The sequence below is a fragment of the Streptomyces sp. NPDC058678 genome (assembly GCF_042714835.1).
Taxonomy (GTDB): Bacteria; Actinomycetota; Actinomycetes; order Streptomycetales; family Streptomycetaceae; genus Streptomyces.
The window spans coordinates 88,363-104,704 of the sequence record NZ_JBHXSG010000025.1 but is presented as its reverse complement, the minus strand read 5'-3'; the positions used below and the strand labels follow the sequence as shown (position 1 = coordinate 104,704).

At 68.9% G+C, this 16,342-nt stretch carries 13 protein-coding genes, 1 pseudogene and 1 riboswitch; of the genes and pseudogenes, 8 read left to right on the top strand and 6 right to left on the bottom strand.

The genetic code is table 11. The features are described 5' to 3' along the window. Positions 1-189: 189 nt before the first annotated feature. On the top strand, positions 190-447 hold the full coding sequence (locus tag ACFWWR_RS23060) for a WhiB family transcriptional regulator (protein WP_016639615.1): 258 nt from the start codon (positions 190-192) through the stop codon (positions 445-447). Between the two features lie 256 nt (positions 448-703). Here the strand turns inward: ACFWWR_RS23060 and ACFWWR_RS23055 are convergent, their stop codons facing one another. Beyond that, positions 704-2,179 carry a sensor histidine kinase gene (locus ACFWWR_RS23055; protein WP_383872360.1) on the bottom strand — a complete coding sequence of 492 codons (1,476 nt, stop codon included), beginning with the start codon at positions 2,177-2,179 and terminating at the stop codon, positions 704-706. A 623-nt stretch (positions 2,180-2,802) separates the two neighbouring features. Between ACFWWR_RS23055 and nagB the strand changes: the two genes are divergently transcribed. Then, complete coding sequence (nagB, locus tag ACFWWR_RS23050) at positions 2,803-3,588, top strand: glucosamine-6-phosphate deaminase (RefSeq protein ID WP_383872363.1); 786 nt, start codon at positions 2,803-2,805, stop codon at positions 3,586-3,588. Positions 3,589-3,959: 371 nt separating this feature from the next. Here nagB and ACFWWR_RS23045 read toward each other — a convergent pair whose 3' ends face one another. The 4 genes from ACFWWR_RS23045 to ACFWWR_RS23030 form a co-directional block, all read right to left on the bottom strand. Next, entirely contained in the window at positions 3,960-5,480 is a 1,521-nt protein-coding gene (locus ACFWWR_RS23045) for a glycoside hydrolase family 3 protein (protein ID WP_383872366.1), read from the bottom strand. Between the two features lie 8 nt (positions 5,481-5,488). Then, the gene (locus ACFWWR_RS23040) at positions 5,489-6,331 is read right to left on the bottom strand and encodes a carbohydrate ABC transporter permease (protein WP_383872369.1); all 843 of its coding nucleotides are present in this window, start codon (positions 6,329-6,331) and stop codon (positions 5,489-5,491) included. Next, positions 6,328-7,314 (bottom strand): carbohydrate ABC transporter permease, encoded by a 987-nt coding sequence (locus ACFWWR_RS23035; protein ID WP_383872372.1) that lies wholly within the window; start codon positions 7,312-7,314, stop codon positions 6,328-6,330. The genes ACFWWR_RS23040 and ACFWWR_RS23035 overlap by 4 nt, the downstream gene beginning before the upstream one ends. 123 nt (positions 7,315-7,437) lie before the next feature. Further along, positions 7,438-8,724, bottom strand: a complete 1,287-nt coding sequence (locus ACFWWR_RS23030; RefSeq protein ID WP_384305048.1) for an extracellular solute-binding protein — start codon at positions 8,722-8,724, stop codon at positions 7,438-7,440. A gap of 420 nt (positions 8,725-9,144) precedes the next feature. Between ACFWWR_RS23030 and ACFWWR_RS23025 the strand changes: the two genes are divergently transcribed. The 6 genes and pseudogenes from ACFWWR_RS23025 (at position 9,145) to ACFWWR_RS23000 (ending at position 16,150) form a co-directional block, all read left to right on the top strand. Then, entirely contained in the window at positions 9,145-9,909 is a 765-nt protein-coding gene (locus tag ACFWWR_RS23025; RefSeq protein ID WP_217239441.1) for a GntR family transcriptional regulator, read from the top strand. A 209-nt stretch (positions 9,910-10,118) separates the two neighbouring features. Then, positions 10,119-10,373 carry a DUF3311 domain-containing protein gene (locus ACFWWR_RS23020; RefSeq protein ID WP_383872377.1) on the top strand — a complete coding sequence of 85 codons (255 nt, stop codon included), beginning with the start codon at positions 10,119-10,121 and terminating at the stop codon, positions 10,371-10,373. Then, positions 10,370-11,998, top strand: a complete 1,629-nt coding sequence (gene mctP / locus ACFWWR_RS23015) for a monocarboxylate uptake permease MctP (RefSeq protein ID WP_383872380.1) — start codon at positions 10,370-10,372, stop codon at positions 11,996-11,998. The genes ACFWWR_RS23020 and mctP overlap by 4 nt, the downstream gene beginning before the upstream one ends. A 103-nt stretch (positions 11,999-12,101) precedes the next feature. After that, positions 12,102-12,459 (top strand): annotated as a pseudogene (locus ACFWWR_RS23010) (GNAT family N-acetyltransferase); the annotation flags it as partial. Between the two features lie 77 nt (positions 12,460-12,536). After that, a riboswitch (cobalamin riboswitch) is annotated at positions 12,537-12,619 on the top strand. 145 nt (positions 12,620-12,764) lie between these two features. Then, a complete protein-coding gene (locus tag ACFWWR_RS23005; RefSeq protein ID WP_383872383.1) occupies positions 12,765-15,122 on the top strand; it encodes a ribonucleoside-diphosphate reductase subunit alpha in 2,358 nt (785 codons plus the stop codon). Continuing rightward, complete coding sequence (locus ACFWWR_RS23000; RefSeq protein ID WP_383872386.1) at positions 15,122-16,150, top strand: ribonucleotide-diphosphate reductase subunit beta; 1,029 nt, start codon at positions 15,122-15,124, stop codon at positions 16,148-16,150. Before ACFWWR_RS23005 ends, ACFWWR_RS23000 begins: the two co-directional genes overlap by 1 nt. Here ACFWWR_RS23000 and ACFWWR_RS22995 read toward each other — a convergent pair. Continuing rightward, positions 16,063-16,305 (bottom strand): hypothetical protein, encoded by a 243-nt coding sequence (locus ACFWWR_RS22995; protein WP_383872389.1) that lies wholly within the window; start codon positions 16,303-16,305, stop codon positions 16,063-16,065. The two genes, ACFWWR_RS23000 and ACFWWR_RS22995, sit on opposite strands and share 88 nt — an antisense overlap. Positions 16,306-16,342: the final 37 nt, after the last annotated feature.

The following is a 16,342-nucleotide window of genomic DNA, read 5'->3' as shown; positions in this document are numbered from 1 at the left end:
GGTTTGCGAGTCTCTACGTGGCGATCGAGACGGCCCGCAACACCGGCCTCCACTGATCACCAGAACCCCTCATCACACACAGGACCACACCAGGGAACCTGGCAGTCGGCCCTTCACTTGTTGAGGGATTCGTGAAAGCGTTCACATTCACAAGCAACCCGCACGTAATACCAAGGAGAGGTAGCAGCCATGGACTGGCGTCACAACGCCGTTTGCCGCGAGGAAGACCCCGAGCTCTTCTTCCCCATCGGCAACACCGGTCCTGCGCTGCTGCAGATCGAGGAAGCCAAGGCCGTCTGCCGCCGCTGCCCCGTCATGGAGCAGTGCCTGCAGTGGGCGCTCGAGTCCGGCCAGGACTCCGGCGTCTGGGGTGGTCTCAGCGAGGACGAGCGCCGCGCCATGAAGCGCCGCGCCGCCCGCAACCGGGCCCGTCAGGCTTCCGCCTGACATACCCGCCCCGCAACAGCCTCAGCTTGGCGGCGCGTACAGCGCGTACGCATCTCCCGCCCCCGAGCCGCAGCGCGCAGTACCCCCCGATGCGCAGCAAAAGCTGGCAACGAGCATGTTGAGCCCCGGACCCTGAACGGTCCGGGGCTCTTTGCTGTGCACCGGCACCGCGTACGGCCAGTCGCACGGCCCCTGGCGCGGTGCTCTTGTTCGGCTGCTGGTTCTGCGCTACTCGTTCGGCGCTACCTGTTCGGCGCTACTTGTTCGGCCGCACCGGGATGTCCAGGATCACCTGGGTCCCCCGCTCCGGTGCCGGAACCATGTCGAACGTGCCGCCCAACTCGCCCTCGACCAGGGTTCGTACGATCTGCAGGCCGAGGTTGCCGGAGGTGCGCGGGTCGAAGCCCTCGGGTAGGCCGACGCCGTCGTCCTGGACGGTGACGAGGAGGCGGGCCTCCTTGGTGGTGCCGCCACGGACCGCGGAGACCTCGACGTTGCCGGTGTCACCCTCGCGGAACCCGTGTTCCAGCGCGTTCTGGAGGATCTCGGTCAGGACCATGGACAGGGGGGTGGCGACCTCCGCGTCCAGGATGCCGAAGCGGCCGCTGCGCCGGCCGGTGACCTTGCCCGGCGAGATCTCGGCGACCATCGCGAGGACGCGGTCGGCGATCTCGTCGAACTCCACGCGCTCGTCCAGGTTCTGGGACAGCGTCTCGTGCACGATGGCGATCGAGCCGACCCGCCGCACCGCCTCTTCCAGCGCTTCCCGGCCGCGGTCGGACTCGATGCGCCGAGCCTGGAGCCTCAGCAGGGCCGCCACCGTCTGCAGGTTGTTCTTGACGCGATGGTGGATCTCCCGGATGGTGGCGTCCTTGGTGATCAACTCGCGCTCGCGACGCCGCAGTTCGGTGACGTCGCGGAGAAGCACCAGCGAACCGATGCGGGTGCCCTTGGGCTTGAGCGGGATCGCCCGGAACTGGATCACCCCGTCGCGGGACTCGATCTCGAACTCACGCGGCGCCCAGCCGCTGGCGACCTTGGCGAGCGCCTCGTCCACCGGCCCGTGGCTCGGGGCGAGTTCGGCGGTGGTCTCGCCCAGGTGGTGGCCGACGAGGTCGGCGGCCAGGCCCATGCGGTGGTAGGCGGACAGCGCGTTCGGTGAGGCGTACTGGACGATGCCGTCCGCGTCGAGGCGGATCAGGCCGTCGCCGACGCGGGGCGAGGCGTCCATGTCGACCTGCTGGTTCGCGAACGGGAAGGAGCCGGCCGCGATCATCTGTGCGAGGTCCGAGGCGCTCTGGAGGTACGTGAGCTCCAGGCGGCTCGGGGTGCGCACGGTGAGGAGGTTGGTGTTGCGCGCGATGACACCGAGGACGCGCCCCTCCCGTCGTACGGGAATCGACTCGACGCGGACCGGGACCTCCTCGCGCCACTCGGGGTCGCCCTCGCGCACGATCCGGCCCTCGTCGTGGGCGGCGTCCAGCAGGGGACGGCGGCCGCGCGGGACGAGGTGGCCGACCATGTCGTCCTGGTACGAGGTGGGGCCGGTGTTGGGCCGCATCTGGGCGACGGAGACATAGCGGGTGCCGTCGCGGGTGGGGACCCACAGCACGAGGTCGGCGAAGGAGAGGTCGGAGAGCAGCTGCCACTCCGAGACCAGCAGGTGGAGCCACTCGAGGTCGGAGTCGTCGAGAGCCGTGTGCTGGTGTACGAGTTCGTTCATGGAGGGCACGTGTGCGAGCGTACCCGGGCATTTGGTCCGGCCCGAAAACACCCGCGGGCCGCGGCGCCTGAGAGGGACCCTCAACCCTCCCGGCACCGCAGCCCGGAGCAATATCGGCCGTGGGGTGTGCGGTCCCAGTCGGCCGAAGGATGAGGAGCCGGGGCAGTCAGGGCAGAGAACTCCGGTTCCTCGGTCCGCCTTCCTGTGCGGGGAAGGCGGAAGCGTGCTCGTATTCTCTTATCCCTACGCATTGTGGACTAGACCACTACATGTGTCCATGCGTTGAAGCCTGTTTGTTGTTGGGACTTTTCCGTGCGGGTCAACCGCTGGTCCCCACTGATCGGACGCCCTGGCATCCACCACGCAGCCTAACCCGTGTGGGTTCATGTGCGGGGACAGATGGCCATGGCAATTTCCGCGAGCGCCTCCAACTCCCCCCGGAGATCAGCGAGCGGCATCAGTGGAGCGGGCCACTCCGCTCCGGGCACTGTGGCCCTCTCCGCCCTTCTGCCACCTGGGCCGTGGGACCAGCCTCTGTTAGATTGGTCTAAACCACATAGGCCCTCTCGGGTCACAGTTGAGGTCCCCCTCTTCAGAGTCGAGTCCCCTCTCTTCAGATCGGCAGGCCCAGCGTGGAAGTTGTCATCGTTCCGGACGCCAAGTCGGGCGGCGAACTCATCGCCGAGGCCATGGCACAGCTGCTCCGGCGCAAGCCCGGCGCCCTGCTCGGCGTGGCCACCGGGTCGACGCCGCTGCCCGTCTACGAGGCGCTGGCGGCGAAGGTGCGGTCCGGTGCCGTGGACGCCTCACGGGTTCGGATCGCTCAGCTCGACGAGTACGTGGGGCTGCCCGCCGAGCATCCGGAGTCGTACCGCTCGGTGCTCAGGCGCGAGGTGCTGGAGCCGCTCGGGATCGGGATGGACGCGTTCATGGGACCGGACGGCACAGCCGAGGACGTCCAGGGGGCGAGCGAGGCGTACGACAGGGCGTTGGCCGAGGCCGGCGGGGTGGATCTGCAGCTGCTGGGGATCGGGACCGACGGACACATCGGCTTCAACGAGCCGTGCTCCTCGCTGGCCTCACGCACGCGGATCAAGACGCTGACCGAGCAGACGCGGATCGACAACGCGCGCTTCTTCGACGGCGACATCGAGCAGGTGCCGCATCACGTCATCACGCAGGGCATCGGAACCATCCTGGAGGCGCGGCACCTGGTGCTGCTCGCGACGGGCGAGGGCAAGGCGGACGCGGTCGCCGCGACCGTCGAGGGACCGATCGCCGCGGTGTGCCCGGCCTCGGCACTCCAGCTCCATCCCCACGCGACGGTCGTCATCGACGATGCCGCCGCGTCCAAGCTGAAGCTGGCGGACTACTTCCGCCACACGTACGCCAACAAGCCGGAGTGGCAGGGGATCTAGCGGAAGCGGGGGACAGACACGAAGGCGCCGACCGCCCGGGAGGGGTGATCGGCGCCTTTGTGGTGCGGGGGCGCGTTTTGAGCTGGGCCAGGGTGGAGGCTCACCCGAGCGGCAGCGCGTGCCCGGCCGCGGGAGAGCGTGCCGACCACGCGGGAGCCCGCCACCGAGCGGGGCGGAGACCCCACCACGCGGGAGCCCCCCACCGCCCAGAGCGGAGGCCCCACCACGCGGGAGCCCCCCACCGCCCAGAGCGGAGACCCCACCACGCGGGAGCCCACCACCACCCGGCGCCGGGAGGCTTCGTCCGGGGTGGGTGTGGGTCCCGGCTGCCGGGTGGCTGTCGCCAGGCCGGCCGTTGGATCGTGGAGTGGTCATGCGCCCGTGATGATCTCCGCCGCCGCTCGGCCGCAGACGCGGGCGGCGCCGTGGGTGGCGATGTGGAGGGCGCCTCGGGGGGTGGCCTGAGGGAGGCCCATTTCGACGACGATCGTGTCGGGGCGGGAGGCCAGGAGGGTGTCGAGGGCTGCGGCCATCCAGGGGTGGCGGTGTTCGTCGCGGACGACGGCCACGATGCGGCGCGAGCCGGCCGACGCCAGGGCCGAGGTCCCTGCCTCCTCCCCCGCGTAGCTGCCGGTCTGCGTGCCGGGAAGCAGGCGGGAGAGTTCCGCGGCGACGCCCCACGGGGTCTCGTCGCCGACGGCGAAGTTCGCGACGGGGGTGAGTGCGGCGACGTACGGCGGCTCGGTGAGCGGGGTGAAGTCCTCGGCGCCGGTCAGCCGAAGGGCACGCCGGGCCGCACGCAGACCGACATCCCCTCCGACGGTCTCCCGAGCGGAAGAGGCACCCTCAGCCTCGGACGCCGATGCCGACCCGGCACCCGGTGACGCCGTCCACCGAGCCAACCCCCGCACCCGTTCCGCCGCCTCCGCCAGACGTTCCTCGGGGAGTTCGCCGGTGTGTACCGCGGTGGTCAGGGCGTCGCGCAGGCGGCGTACCGTCGCGTCGTCGGACAGGCCGCCGCCGACGCAGATCGCGTCGGCGCCGGCGGCGAGGGCGAGGACGCTGCCGCGTTCGATGCCGTAGGTGCCGGCGATGGCCTGCATTTCCATGCCGTCGGTGACGATGAGGCCGTCGTAGCCGAGTTCGCCGCGGAGCAGATCGGTCAGGATCCGGCGGGACAGCGTGGCCGGGCGGTTCGGGTCCAGGGCCGGAACCAGGATGTGCGCGGTCATCACGGCCCGCGTGCCGGCGGCGATCGCCGCGCTGAACGGGGCCAGTTCGCGGACGTCGAGTACTGAGGGGTCCGCGTCGATGCGCGGGAGCGCGTGGTGGGAGTCGATCGCCGTGTCGCCGTGGCCCGGGAAGTGCTTGGTGCAGGCGGCGACGCCGGCCGACTGGAGGCCGCTGACGTAGGCCGCGGTGTGCCGGGCGACCAGGTCGGGGTCGGCGCCGAAGGACCGTACGCCGATGACGGGGTTCGACGGGTTCGAGTTCACGTCGGCCGACGGCGCCCAGTTGAGGTTCACGCCGCAGGCGGCGAGACGGCGGCCGAGTTCGAAGGCCACCTCCTGCGTGAGCGAGACGTCGTCGACCGCGCCCAGCGCGTGGTTGCCGGGGAAGCTGGAGCCCGTGCGCACCTCCAGGCGCGTCACGTCTCCGCCCTCCTCGTCGATCGCGACCAGGACGTCGTCACGCTCGGCGCGCAACTGTGCGGTGAGGGCGGCCAGTTGGTCGGGAGAGGCGATGTTGCGGCCGAACAGGCCGACGGACGCGAGGCCCTCGCCCAGGCGGCGCAGCAGCCAGTCGGGGGCGGTGGTGCCCGTGAAGCCGGGCTGGAGGACGGTGAGGGCGTCGCGCGTCAGGGTGTCTGTACCGCTGGCGAATGTCGTCATCGGGGGCGTTATCCCTTCACGGCGCCCGCGGTCAGGCCCGCGGCCATCTTGCGCTGGACGAGGAGGAACAGGACGACGATCGGCACGGCCATCATGGTGGATCCGGCCATCATCGGGGCGTACTCGGTGCCGTGCTTGGTGGTGAAGTTGCCGAGCCACACGGTGGCGGTCTGGTTCTTCTGGCTGAGCAGCATGAGGGCGTACAGGTATTCGTTCCAGGCCTGGATGAAACCGTAGACCGAGGTGGCGACCATGCCGGGGGCGAGCAAGGGGAACACCACCCGGACGAAGGCGCCGGTGCGGCTGCAGCCGTCGACCATCGCCGCCTCCTCCAGCTCCTTGGGGATGTTGACGATGAAGCCGCGCAGCGTCCACACCGTGAAGGGGAGGATGAAGGTCAGGTACGTGATGATCAGGCCGGTGAGCCGGTCGTACTGGCCCAGGTCGTTCAGGAGCAGGAAGACCGGGATGATCATCGCGACCAGCGGGACCATCTGGACCGCGAGGATCCCGACGATCACGATCTTCCGGCCGCGGAAGGCGAACCGGGAGATGGCGAGCGCGGCCAGCATGCCGACGACCATGCCGATCACGACCACCGCGAGGGACACGACGAGGCTGCGGCCGACCGGGCCCCAGAAGTCGGCGATGTTCAGTGCGCGGCTGAAGTTGGCGAGGGTGAGGCCCGTGGGCAGCACGCTCGGGTCCGGGTCGATGGCGTCCTTGGCCGGCTTGAACGCCGTGTTGAGCATCCAGTAGACGGGGAAGCCGGCGGTGACGAAGACGAGGAGGCCGAGGAGGTTCCAGCCGGCCTTCGACTTCCGGTGCCCGGGAGTCGTCAGTGTGCTCATTCGACCTCTCCGATCTTCAGCATCTGGCGCATGTAGACGGCGACCACGCCGAGCAGCAACACCACGGTGAGCAGGGCGATCGCCGAGCCCTGGGCGTAGTCGTTGACCACGAAGGCGCGGTCGTACGAGTACGTGGTGAGGATCTGGAACTCGGCCTCGGGATGGCCGTTGCGCATCACGAAGACCTGGGGGAAGACGCCCATGTCCCAGATGACCGACAAGGTCGTCAGCATCACGATGATCGGCTTGAGGATGGGGAGGGTGACGTAACGGAAGACGCCCCAGGCGCCCGCGCCGTCGAGCCGGGCCGCCTCTTCCATCTCCTTGGGGACCTGGGTGAGACCGGCGCTCAGCGTGATCACGACGAAGGGCACGGCCCCCCAGACCACCAGGAGCATGATCACGGCCAGGCCCTGCGGCCCGCTGGCGAACCAGTTGTGGCCGATCATCTCGACCCCCGGCAGCTTGCTGAGCAGGGCGTTGAGGATGCCGTAGTCGGCGTCGAAGAGCCATTTGAAGACGGTGGTGGCGACGATGATCGGCATGCCCCAGCCGGCCACCAGCGCGATGTTGATGAGCGTCTTCACCCAGCCGGAGACCCGCTGGAGCAGCAGCGCGATCAGCATGCCGGCCACCATCGTGAAGATCACGCAGCCGGCCGCGAAGACGATCGTGCGGACCACGACCGCCCAGAACTCCTCGTCGCCGAGCACACCCGTGAAGTTGTCGAACCCGACCGACTCGGCCGGCTGGAAGCCCCACAGCTGGGACTGCCCGAACTTCTGGAAGGACAGGACGACCAGGCGGACCATCGGATAGCCGAGGACGAGCGCCAGGATCAGGAGGCAGGGGGCGAGCAGGAGCCAGGGGGTACCCGCTCCGCCGGAAGTCCGCCCTCTGGGCGGCTTCTTCGCCACGGCCGGTGGTGGCGGTGCCTGCCGCGGCGGCGGCACCTTGGCAGGGGTGGTCGTGTCGGCACTCATCCGCGCGCTCCTCAGCGGTCCCTCGGGTCGTCCGAAGCCCTCGTACGCCCGTACAGCGGGTCGTACGGGAAGCAGGGCCCCGCCCCCGGATGCCCCCGGGGCCGAACGGGGCCCTGCGTCAGGTCACTTGTTGTTGATGACCTTGTCGATCGCGGCGTCCGCGTCCTTCGCGGCGTCCTCGACCGACTTCTTGCCGGTGCCGATGCTCTGCAGCATGGTCTGCAGGACCTGGGCCTTCTCGACCTGGCCCCAGCCCGGTGCCATCGGGACGAACCAGTTGGACTCGGCCGCGGTGGCCGGGATCGCGGTCGCCGGGTCGTTCTTCAGGGTGGCGAGGTCGGTCTTGTTGTTGGGCAGGTTGCCCTTGGCGATCAGGCCCTTCTGGCCGGTGGAGTTGGTGAACGCGTTGATCCACTCGGCGGCCACGGCCTGCGCGTCCGACTTCACCGGGACGGCGAGGTCGCTGCCGCCCAGGAAGACGGGGAGGTTCTTGCCGGACGGGCCGGGCATCACGAAGTTCTCGACGTTGCCCGCGAGCTTGCCGGTCTTGTCGTTCTCCTTCGCCGCGGCGGTCGCGCCCTCCCAGGCGGGGGCGAAGATCATGCCGGACTTGCCCTGGCCGTAGACGATGTAACGGTCGGACTCGTCCTTGGTCTTGTCGCCGTGCATGTACTTGTCGACGACGTTCTTGAACTCCTCGAGACCCTTGAGGGACTCGGGCGCGGAGAGGTTGCCCTTCCACTGGCCGCCGGACTCGACGGCGATCGAGCCGCCGGCGTCGTAGACGAAGGACATGGCCGCGTACCAGTCACGGGTGGGCTGGTACCAGGCGCTGAACTTGTCGCCCTCCTTCTTCTGGAGCTTGTCCAGGGCGGCGGTGAGCTCGTCGTACGTCTTCGGGGCGGACTTGACGCCCACCGAGGCGAACAGGTCCTTGCGCCAGTTGGCGACACGGCCACCGGCGTAGTAGGGGACGCCGTAGGTCTTGTCGTCGTACGTCACCGAGGCCCTGAGGCCGTCCAGCCAGGCGGAGGAGTTGTCGAACTTCGCCGGGTCGAGGGGCGCGAAGGCACCCTTGACCATGTAGCTCAGCATCTCGGTGTTGCCCATCTCGACCACGTCGGGGGCCTTGTCGGTGGCGAGGACCGCGTCGAGCTTCGCGTTCTTGTCCGGCCAGCCGTAGTACTCGTGGTTGATCTTGATGCCGGGGTGCGCCTTCGTGACCGCGGCGTCGGCCGCCTTCACCAGCTCCGGCCAGTTGTTCTGGGCGTCGACGGTGAGCCAGACGGTCAGCTCCTTGGCGTCCGCGCCGCTCTTGTCCGAGTCCCCGCTGCCACTGTCGCCCCCGCACGCCGCGATGGAGACCATCATGCCCGCGATGCCGATCGCGGCTGTCAGCTTGCGCTTCATGCCACCCTCCTCAGGGATGCCCTCAAACCCCCCACGCTCCCTGCGGTGACCGTTGTGGTGGGTACCGCCCAGCGGGGCCGGGACTGGACCAATGGTGTAGACCAGTAGGGGGAGCTTGGCCCAGACCAATAGGGCTGTCAAGGGTGTTCCAGCAGGCGCGAGGCGTCCGTTGCGGTACCGAGATATGCAGGGACCTTTCATTCCGCAAGCGCCAGACAAGCGACAGATCGGACGGACCAGTTCCGATGGACCGCCCGCCGACAGAAGAGGCCTGGTGGACTAGACCAGCGGGCATCGCGGGGGTATACAGAGGAGATCACGCAGCGCGCGGGGACATCCCGGTACGCTGCCGTGCCACGATGTGAGCCGTGGCCGACGGGACGTCGGTCGCTTCGGCACCCGGAGCCGGGAAGGCAGAACATGAGCACCGACGTCAGCAGTGCGGAGAACGAGGGTGGGGCGATCGTCCGTACCGCGCGCGTGCCCAAGTACTACCGCCTGAAGAAGCATCTGCTCGACATGACGGAGACGCAGTCGCCCGGCACGCCCGTGCCGCCCGAGCGCACGCTGGCCGCCGAGTTCGACACCTCGCGCACCACCGTGCGCCAGGCCCTTCAGGAACTGGTCGTCGAGGGACGCCTGGAGCGCATCCAGGGCAAGGGCACCTTCGTCGCCAAGCCGAAGGTCTCGCAGGCGCTGCAACTCACCTCGTACACCGAGGACATGCGCGCCCAGGGCCTCGAACCCACCTCCCAGCTCCTCGACATCGGCTACATCACCGCCGACGACCGCCTCGCCGGCCTGCTCGACATCACGGCCGGCGGACGGGTGCTGCGCATCGAGCGCCTGCGCATGGCCAACGGCGAGCCGATGGCCATCGAGACGACGCACCTGAGTGCCAAGCGCTTCCCGGCCCTGCGCAGATCCCTGGTCAAGTACACGTCCCTCTACACCGCGCTCGCCGAGGTGTACGACGTCCATCTCGCCGAGGCCGAGGAGACCATCGAGACCTCGCTGGCCACCCCGCGCGAGGCCGGCCTGCTCGGCACCGACGTCGGCCTGCCGATGCTGATGCTGTCCCGCCACTCGCTGGACCGGCAGGGCGAGCCGGTGGAGTGGGTGCGGTCCGTCTACCGCGGCGACCGCTACAAGTTCGTCGCCCGCCTCAAGCGCCCCCAGGACTGACCCGGACGAGTGCGGCACGCGGTGTGGCGCAACCGCCGCTCCTGCTCTACGGTCCTCCCGTCGCCGCATGGACGGGAGGACTCCCCGGTGCGTACCAACACACAACCACCACATACCGATATGCGGACGAGGTCTTCCGCTCTCCTGACACCGTCGCCTAGATTGCCTGCGCATTCCGCAGATGATCAGTGAGGGGACGGAGCCCCGGTATGTCCAATGCGCCTGAAGTGAGACCACCGGTGGTGACACCGGTCCGCGTGGTCATCGCGCTCTGTCTCGTCGCGCCTTTCGTGGCGATGCTGTGGGTGGGTTCGTACGCGAAAGTCGACCCCGCCTTCATCGGCATCCCGTTCTTCTACTGGTACCAGATGGCGTGGGTGGTGATCTCCACGGCGCTGACGATGATCGCGTACAAGCTGTGGCGCCGTGACCAGAGCGGCCGTCAGGAAGGTGCCGACAAGTGAACGACGGCGTGAACGGCGTCGCACTCGCCGTCTTCATCTTCTTCTTCCTGGCCGTCACGATCCTGGGCTTCCTGGCCGCGCGCTGGCGCAAGGCCGAGAACGAGCACAGCCTCGACGAATGGGGCCTGGGCGGCCGGTCGTTCGGCACCTGGATCACCTGGTTCCTGCTCGGCGGCGACCTGTACACGGCGTACACCTTCGTCGCCGTACCGGCGGCGATCTACGCGGCGGGCGCGGCGGGCTTCTTCGCGGTGCCCTACACGATCCTGGTCTACCCGCTGATCTTCACGTTCCTGCCCCGCCTCTGGTCGGTCTCGCACAAGCACGGGTACGTGACGACCTCCGACTTCGTGCGCGGCCGCTTCGGCTCCAAGGGCCTGTCGCTCGCCGTGGCCGTGACCGGCATCCTCGCGACGATGCCGTACATCGCGCTCCAACTGGTCGGCATCCAGGCCGTCCTCGACGTGATGGGCGTCGGCGGCGGCGAGGACACCAACTGGTTCGTCAAGGACCTGCCGCTGCTGATCGCCTTCGGTGTGCTCGCGGCGTACACCTACTCGTCCGGGCTGCGCGCACCCGCTCTGATCGCGTTCGTGAAGGACACGCTGATCTATATCGTCATCGCGGTGGCGATCATCTACATCCCGATCAAGCTGGGCGGGTTCGACGAGATCTTCGCCAAGGCGAGCGAGGCGTACAGCCAGACCAACCCGGCCACCGGCGCACCGCGCGGGGCGCTGGTCCCGGCGGAGGCCGGTCAATGGACCTACGCCACGCTGGCGTTGGGCTCCGCCCTCGCGCTCTTCATGTACCCGCACTCGATCACGGCAACGCTGTCCTCGAAGAGCCGTGAGGTGATCCGCCGCAACACCACGATCCTGCCGCTGTACTCGCTGATGCTGGGCCTGCTGGCGCTGCTGGGCTTCATGGCGATCGCGGCCGGAGTCAAGGTCAGCAACGGCCAGTTGGCCATCCCGCAGCTCTTCGAGAACATGTTCCCGGACTGGTTCGCGGGCGTGGCCTTCGCGGCCATCGGCATCGGCGCGCTGGTGCCGGCGGCGATCATGTCGATCGCGGCCGCGAACCTTTTCACCCGCAACATCTACAAGGACTTCATCAAGCCGGACGCCACCCCGGCGCAGGAGACCAAGGTCTCCAAGCTGGTGTCCCTGCTGGTGAAGGTGGGCGCGCTGGCCTTCGTCCTCACCATGGACAAGACCGTCGCCATCAACTTCCAGCTGCTCGGCGGCATCTGGATCCTGCAGACCTTCCCCGCCCTGGTCGGTGGCCTGTTCACGCGGTGGTTCCACCGCTGGGCCCTGCTCGCCGGCTGGGCGGTCGGCATGGTCTACGGCACGGCCGCCGCGTACGGCGTGGCCTCGCCGACGCAGAAGCACTTCGGCGGCTCGTCCAAGGAGATCCCCGGCATCGGGGAGATCGGCTACATCGGCCTGACGGCGTTCCTCCTCAACGTCGCCGTCACGGTGGTCCTCACCTTCGCCCTGAAGGCGCTGAAGGCCCCCGAGGGCATCGACGAGACGTCCCCCGAGGACTACACGGCGGACGCCGGCGACCCGGGCGTCCAGGTGGAACTGCCGCCGGCCACGGCAGGCTCCGCTCACTAGCGGTCGACCCCGGACGGGCCGTCGGAGAACATCCGGCGGCCCGTTGCCGTATCCCTGAGGCACGCTGCCCGGCGTGGACGTCGTGATGACGTGGCCAAATGGGGCCGCCGCGGGCGTCCTGGTCGCCGTGGAGCGGGAGCGCGCCCTCGGCGGAGTCACCTTTCGTGCCGTCGGGCGGCTGGTGGCCGACGTCGCCCGCCCCGGAGAAGCCGGGATACGGCTGTTCGCCGTCGCTCGGGAGGCCCGCGGCCGAGGCGCCGGGGGGCTTCTCGTACGCGCGTGCGCCGACCGCGCCCGGGCCGCCGAGGCCCGCACGGTCGTCGCCCTGTCGACGCGACGCCCCATGCGCTCCGCCCAGCGGCTACGAACACCTCGGCTTCGTCCGCGTTCCCGAGCGCGACCGGAACCCGGTCCCGGGCGTCGGCGACATCACTCTCCTCACCTACGAGTTGACACTCTGAAACCGGCGCGACACAACATATGGGGGTGCTTTCCTCGCCGGGCACAAGATGTATGCTCATGCTCGCTGTCGCCGCAGGGGAATCCGGTGCGAATCCGGAACTGTCCCGCAACGGTGTACTCATGCGCGTATACGCGTGCACGAGAGTCAGTCCGAGGACCTGCCGACAGCGCGCCCGGCCATCAGGCCCGGGTGCCATGACGTCCGGGCCTCGTGGAATGGGCCGGTGGACGCGACGCCGCGTGCGCTCGTGTGCTGCCGCCTGCCCTCCGCAAGGCCCCCGTGCCGAGCGAGGGAGAGCCCCACGTGACCATCGCGCCAGCAGATCCGGCTTCAGTGACCCCGGTGGCCGACGACGGTCCCGGGACCGTGTTGCTGCGGACCCTGACCGAGCTGACCGCCGACCTACCCGACGCCGACCCCGGCCGGGTCGCCGCCGCCGCGTTGCGCGGCCGGTCCGCGCGGGCGGACGGGTCGGAACTGCGCGAGCTGGCCACCGAGGCGGCCGCCGGCCTCATCTCCGAGGACCCCGCCTACTCGCGGCTCGCCGCCCGCCTGCTGACGATCGGCATCCGCGCCGAGGCCGCCTCCCAAGGCGTCACGTCCTTCACCGAGTCGGTGGCGGTGGGCCACCGCGAGGGCCTCATCGCGGACCGTACGGCCGAGTTCGTGCGGGTCCACGCCGACCGCCTCGACGCCCTGGTCGACGTGCACGCCGACGACCGCTTCGGCTACTTCGGCCTGCGCACCCTGCACAGCCGCTATCTGCTCCGGCACCCGATCACCCGTGCTGTGATCGAGACGCCCCAGCACTTCATGCTCCGGGTGGCGTCCGGGCTCGCCGAGGACGACACGGTCAGGGCCCTCGACGAGGTCGCCGCCCTCTACCGGCTCATGAGCCGCCTCGACTACCTCCCCTCCTCCCCCACCCTCTTCAACTCCGGCACCCGGCACCCCCAGATGTCGTCCTGCTACCTCCTCGACTCCCCGAAGGACGAGCTGGACTCCATTTACGACCGCTACCACCAGGTCGCCCGGCTCTCCAAGCACGCGGGCGGCATCGGCATCGCCTACTCCCGTATCCGCTCCCGCGGTTCGCTGATCCGCGGCACGAACGGGCACTCCAACGGCATCGTCCCGTTCCTGAAGACGCTGGACGCCTCGGTCGCCGCCGTGAACCAGGGCGGCCGGCGCAAGGGCGCGGCCGCGGTCTACCTGGAGACCTGGCACTCCGACATCGAGGAGTTCCTGGAGCTGCGGGACAACACCGGCGAGGACGCCCGCCGTACGCACAACCTGAACCTCGCGCACTGGATCCCGGACGAGTTCATGCGCCGCGTGAACGCCGACGCGCCGTGGTCGCTCTTCTCGCCGTCCGACGTGCCCGAGCTGGTGGACCTGTGGGGCGAGGAGTTCGACGCGGCGTACCGGTCAGCCGAGCAGAAGGGGCTGGCGAAGAAGACCATCCCCGCCCGTGACCTGTACGGCCGCATGATGCGCACCCTCGCGCAGACCGGCAACGGCTGGATGACTTTCAAGGACGCCGCCAACCGCACGGCCAACCAGACGGCTGAGCCGGGTCACGTCGTGCACTCCTCCAACCTCTGCACGGAGATCCTGGAGGTCACGGACGACGGGGAGACGGCGGTCTGCAACCTGGGGTCGGTGAACCTGGGCGCGTTCGTCGACCGGACGGCCGGGGACATCGACTGGGAACGCCTGGACGCGACCGTCCGCACCGCCGTCACCTTCCTCGACCGCGTGGTCGACATCAACTTCTACCCGACCGAGCAGGCGGGCCGCTCCAACGCCAGGTGGCGCCCGGTCGGCCTCGGCGTGATGGGTCTCCAGGACGTCTTCTTCCAGCTGCGGCTGCCCTTCGACTCGCCGGAAGCCCGCAAGCTCTCCACCCGCATCGCCGAGCGCATCATGCTCGCCGCGTACGAGGCCTCAGCGGACCTCGCCGAGCGCAACGGCCCGCTGCCGGCCTGGGAGAAGACCCGTACCGCCCAGGGGGTGCTGCACCCCGACCACTACGACACCGAGCTGACCTGGCCGGAGCGCTGGGCGGCCCTGCGGGCACGTGTCGCCACGACCGGCATGCGCAACTCCCTGCTGCTCGCCATCGCGCCGACCGCCACCATCGCGTCGATCGCGGGTGTGTACGAGTGCATCGAGCCGCAGGTGTCCAACCTGTTCAAGCGGGAGACGCTGTCCGGCGAGTTCCTCCAGGTCAACTCGTACCTGGTGGGGGAACTGAAGAAGCTGGGTGTCTGGGACGCCCGCACCCGTGAGGCGCTGCGCGAGGCGAACGGCTCGGTGCAGGGCTTCACCTGGATCCCCGAGGAGGTACGGGCGCTGTACCGCACGGCGTGGGAGATCCCGCAGCGCGGCCTGATCGACATGGCGGCGGCCCGGACCCCGTTCCTGGACCAGTCCCAGTCCCTGAACCTGTTCCTGGAGACGCCGACCATCGGCAAGCTCTCCTCGATGTACGCGTACGCCTGGAAGTCGGGCCTGAAAACGACGTACTACCTGCGCTCGCGCCCGGCGACCCGCATCGCCCGCGCGGCCCGGGCCACTGCCCCCGTGCAGCAGTCGGTCCCCGAAGAGGCCGTCGCCTGCTCCCTGGAAAACCCCGAGTCCTGCGAGGCCTGCCAGTGATGACCAGCGAAGCCAAGACCGTGTCTGCCAAGAACCTGCTCGACCCGGGCTTCGAGCTGACTCTCCGCCCCATGCGCTACCCGGACTTCTACGAGCGCTACCGGGACGCCATCAAGAACACCTGGACCGTCGAGGAGGTCGACCTCCACTCCGACGTCACCGACCTGGCGAAGCTCACGCCGGGCGAGCAGCACATGATCGGCCGGCTGGTCGCGTTCTTCGCGACGGGCGACTCGATCGTCGCGAACAACCTCGTGCTGACCCTGTACAAGCACATCAACTCCCCCGAGGCGCGGCTGTACCTCAGCAGGCAGCTCTTCGAGGAAGCGGTCCACGTCCAGTTCTACCTGACCCTCCTGGACACCTACCTGCCCGACCCGGAGGACCGGGCGGCCGCCTTCGACGCCGTGGAGAACATCCCCTCCATCCGCGAGAAGGCCGAGTTCTGCTTCAAGTGGATCAACGAGGTCGAGAAGCTGGACCGCCTGGAGACCAAGGCCGACCGCCGCCGCTTCCTCCTCAACCTCATCTGCTTCGCCGCGTGCATCGAGGGCCTGTTCTTCTACGGTGCCTTCGCGTACGTCTACTGGTTCCGCAGCCGTGGTCTGCTGCACGGTCTGGCCACCGGCACCAACTGGGTGTTCCGCGACGAGACGATGCACATGAGTTTCGCCTTCGAGGTGGTCGACACCGTCCGTAAGGAGGAGCCGGAACTGTTCGACGACCTGCTGCGGCAGCAGGTCGTCGACATGCTCAAGGAGGCCGTCGAGGCGGAGCTCCAGTTCGGACGTGATCTGTGCGGTGACGGCCTCCCGGGCATGAACACCGAGTCCATGCGCCAGTATCTGGAGTGTGTCGCCGACCAGCGGCTCACGCGCCTCGGCTTCGCCCCGGTGTACGGCTCGGAGAACCCGTTCTCCTTCATGGAGCTCCAGGGTGTTCAGGAGCTGACCAACTTCTTCGAGCGGCGTCCGTCGGCGTACCAGGTCGCGGTGGAGGGCACCGTGGACCTGGACGAGGACTTCTGATCCTCGTAGTCCTCACGGGCCTCCTGGGCCTCCCTGATCTGACGGTCGACGCGCCGGTCGCGCGCGATACCGATCACTGACGGGAGGACCAGGAGGACGAGGATTCCGAGGACGGTGAGCATTCCGATCAGGCCTTCTGTCTGTGTCGTGTTCATAGACACCACTGTCCTGCCGGACACTCCTTACCAACAG

Bases quoted from the DNA above. Each gene is read 5' to 3' on its own strand.
- ACFWWR_RS23060 (WP_016639615.1), top strand. From the start codon at position 190: ATGGACTGGCGTCACAACGCCGTTTGCCGCGAGGAAGACCCCGAGCTC.
- ACFWWR_RS23045 (WP_383872366.1), bottom strand. From the start codon at position 5,480: ATGACGACATTCGCCAGCGGTACAGACACCCTGACGCGCGACGCCCTC.
- ACFWWR_RS23040 (WP_383872369.1), bottom strand. From the start codon at position 6,331: ATGAGCACACTGACGACTCCCGGGCACCGGAAGTCGAAGGCCGGCTGG.
- ACFWWR_RS23035 (WP_383872372.1), bottom strand. From the start codon at position 7,314: ATGAGTGCCGACACGACCACCCCTGCCAAGGTGCCGCCGCCGCGGCAG.
- ACFWWR_RS23030 (WP_384305048.1), bottom strand. From the start codon at position 8,724: ATGAAGCGCAAGCTGACAGCCGCGATCGGCATCGCGGGCATGATGGTC.
- ACFWWR_RS23025 (WP_217239441.1), top strand. From the start codon at position 9,145: ATGAGCACCGACGTCAGCAGTGCGGAGAACGAGGGTGGGGCGATCGTC.
- ACFWWR_RS23020 (WP_383872377.1), top strand. From the start codon at position 10,119: ATGTCCAATGCGCCTGAAGTGAGACCACCGGTGGTGACACCGGTCCGC.
- ACFWWR_RS23000 (WP_383872386.1), top strand. From the start codon at position 15,122: ATGACCAGCGAAGCCAAGACCGTGTCTGCCAAGAACCTGCTCGACCCG.
- ACFWWR_RS22995 (WP_383872389.1), bottom strand. From the start codon at position 16,305: ATGAACACGACACAGACAGAAGGCCTGATCGGAATGCTCACCGTCCTC.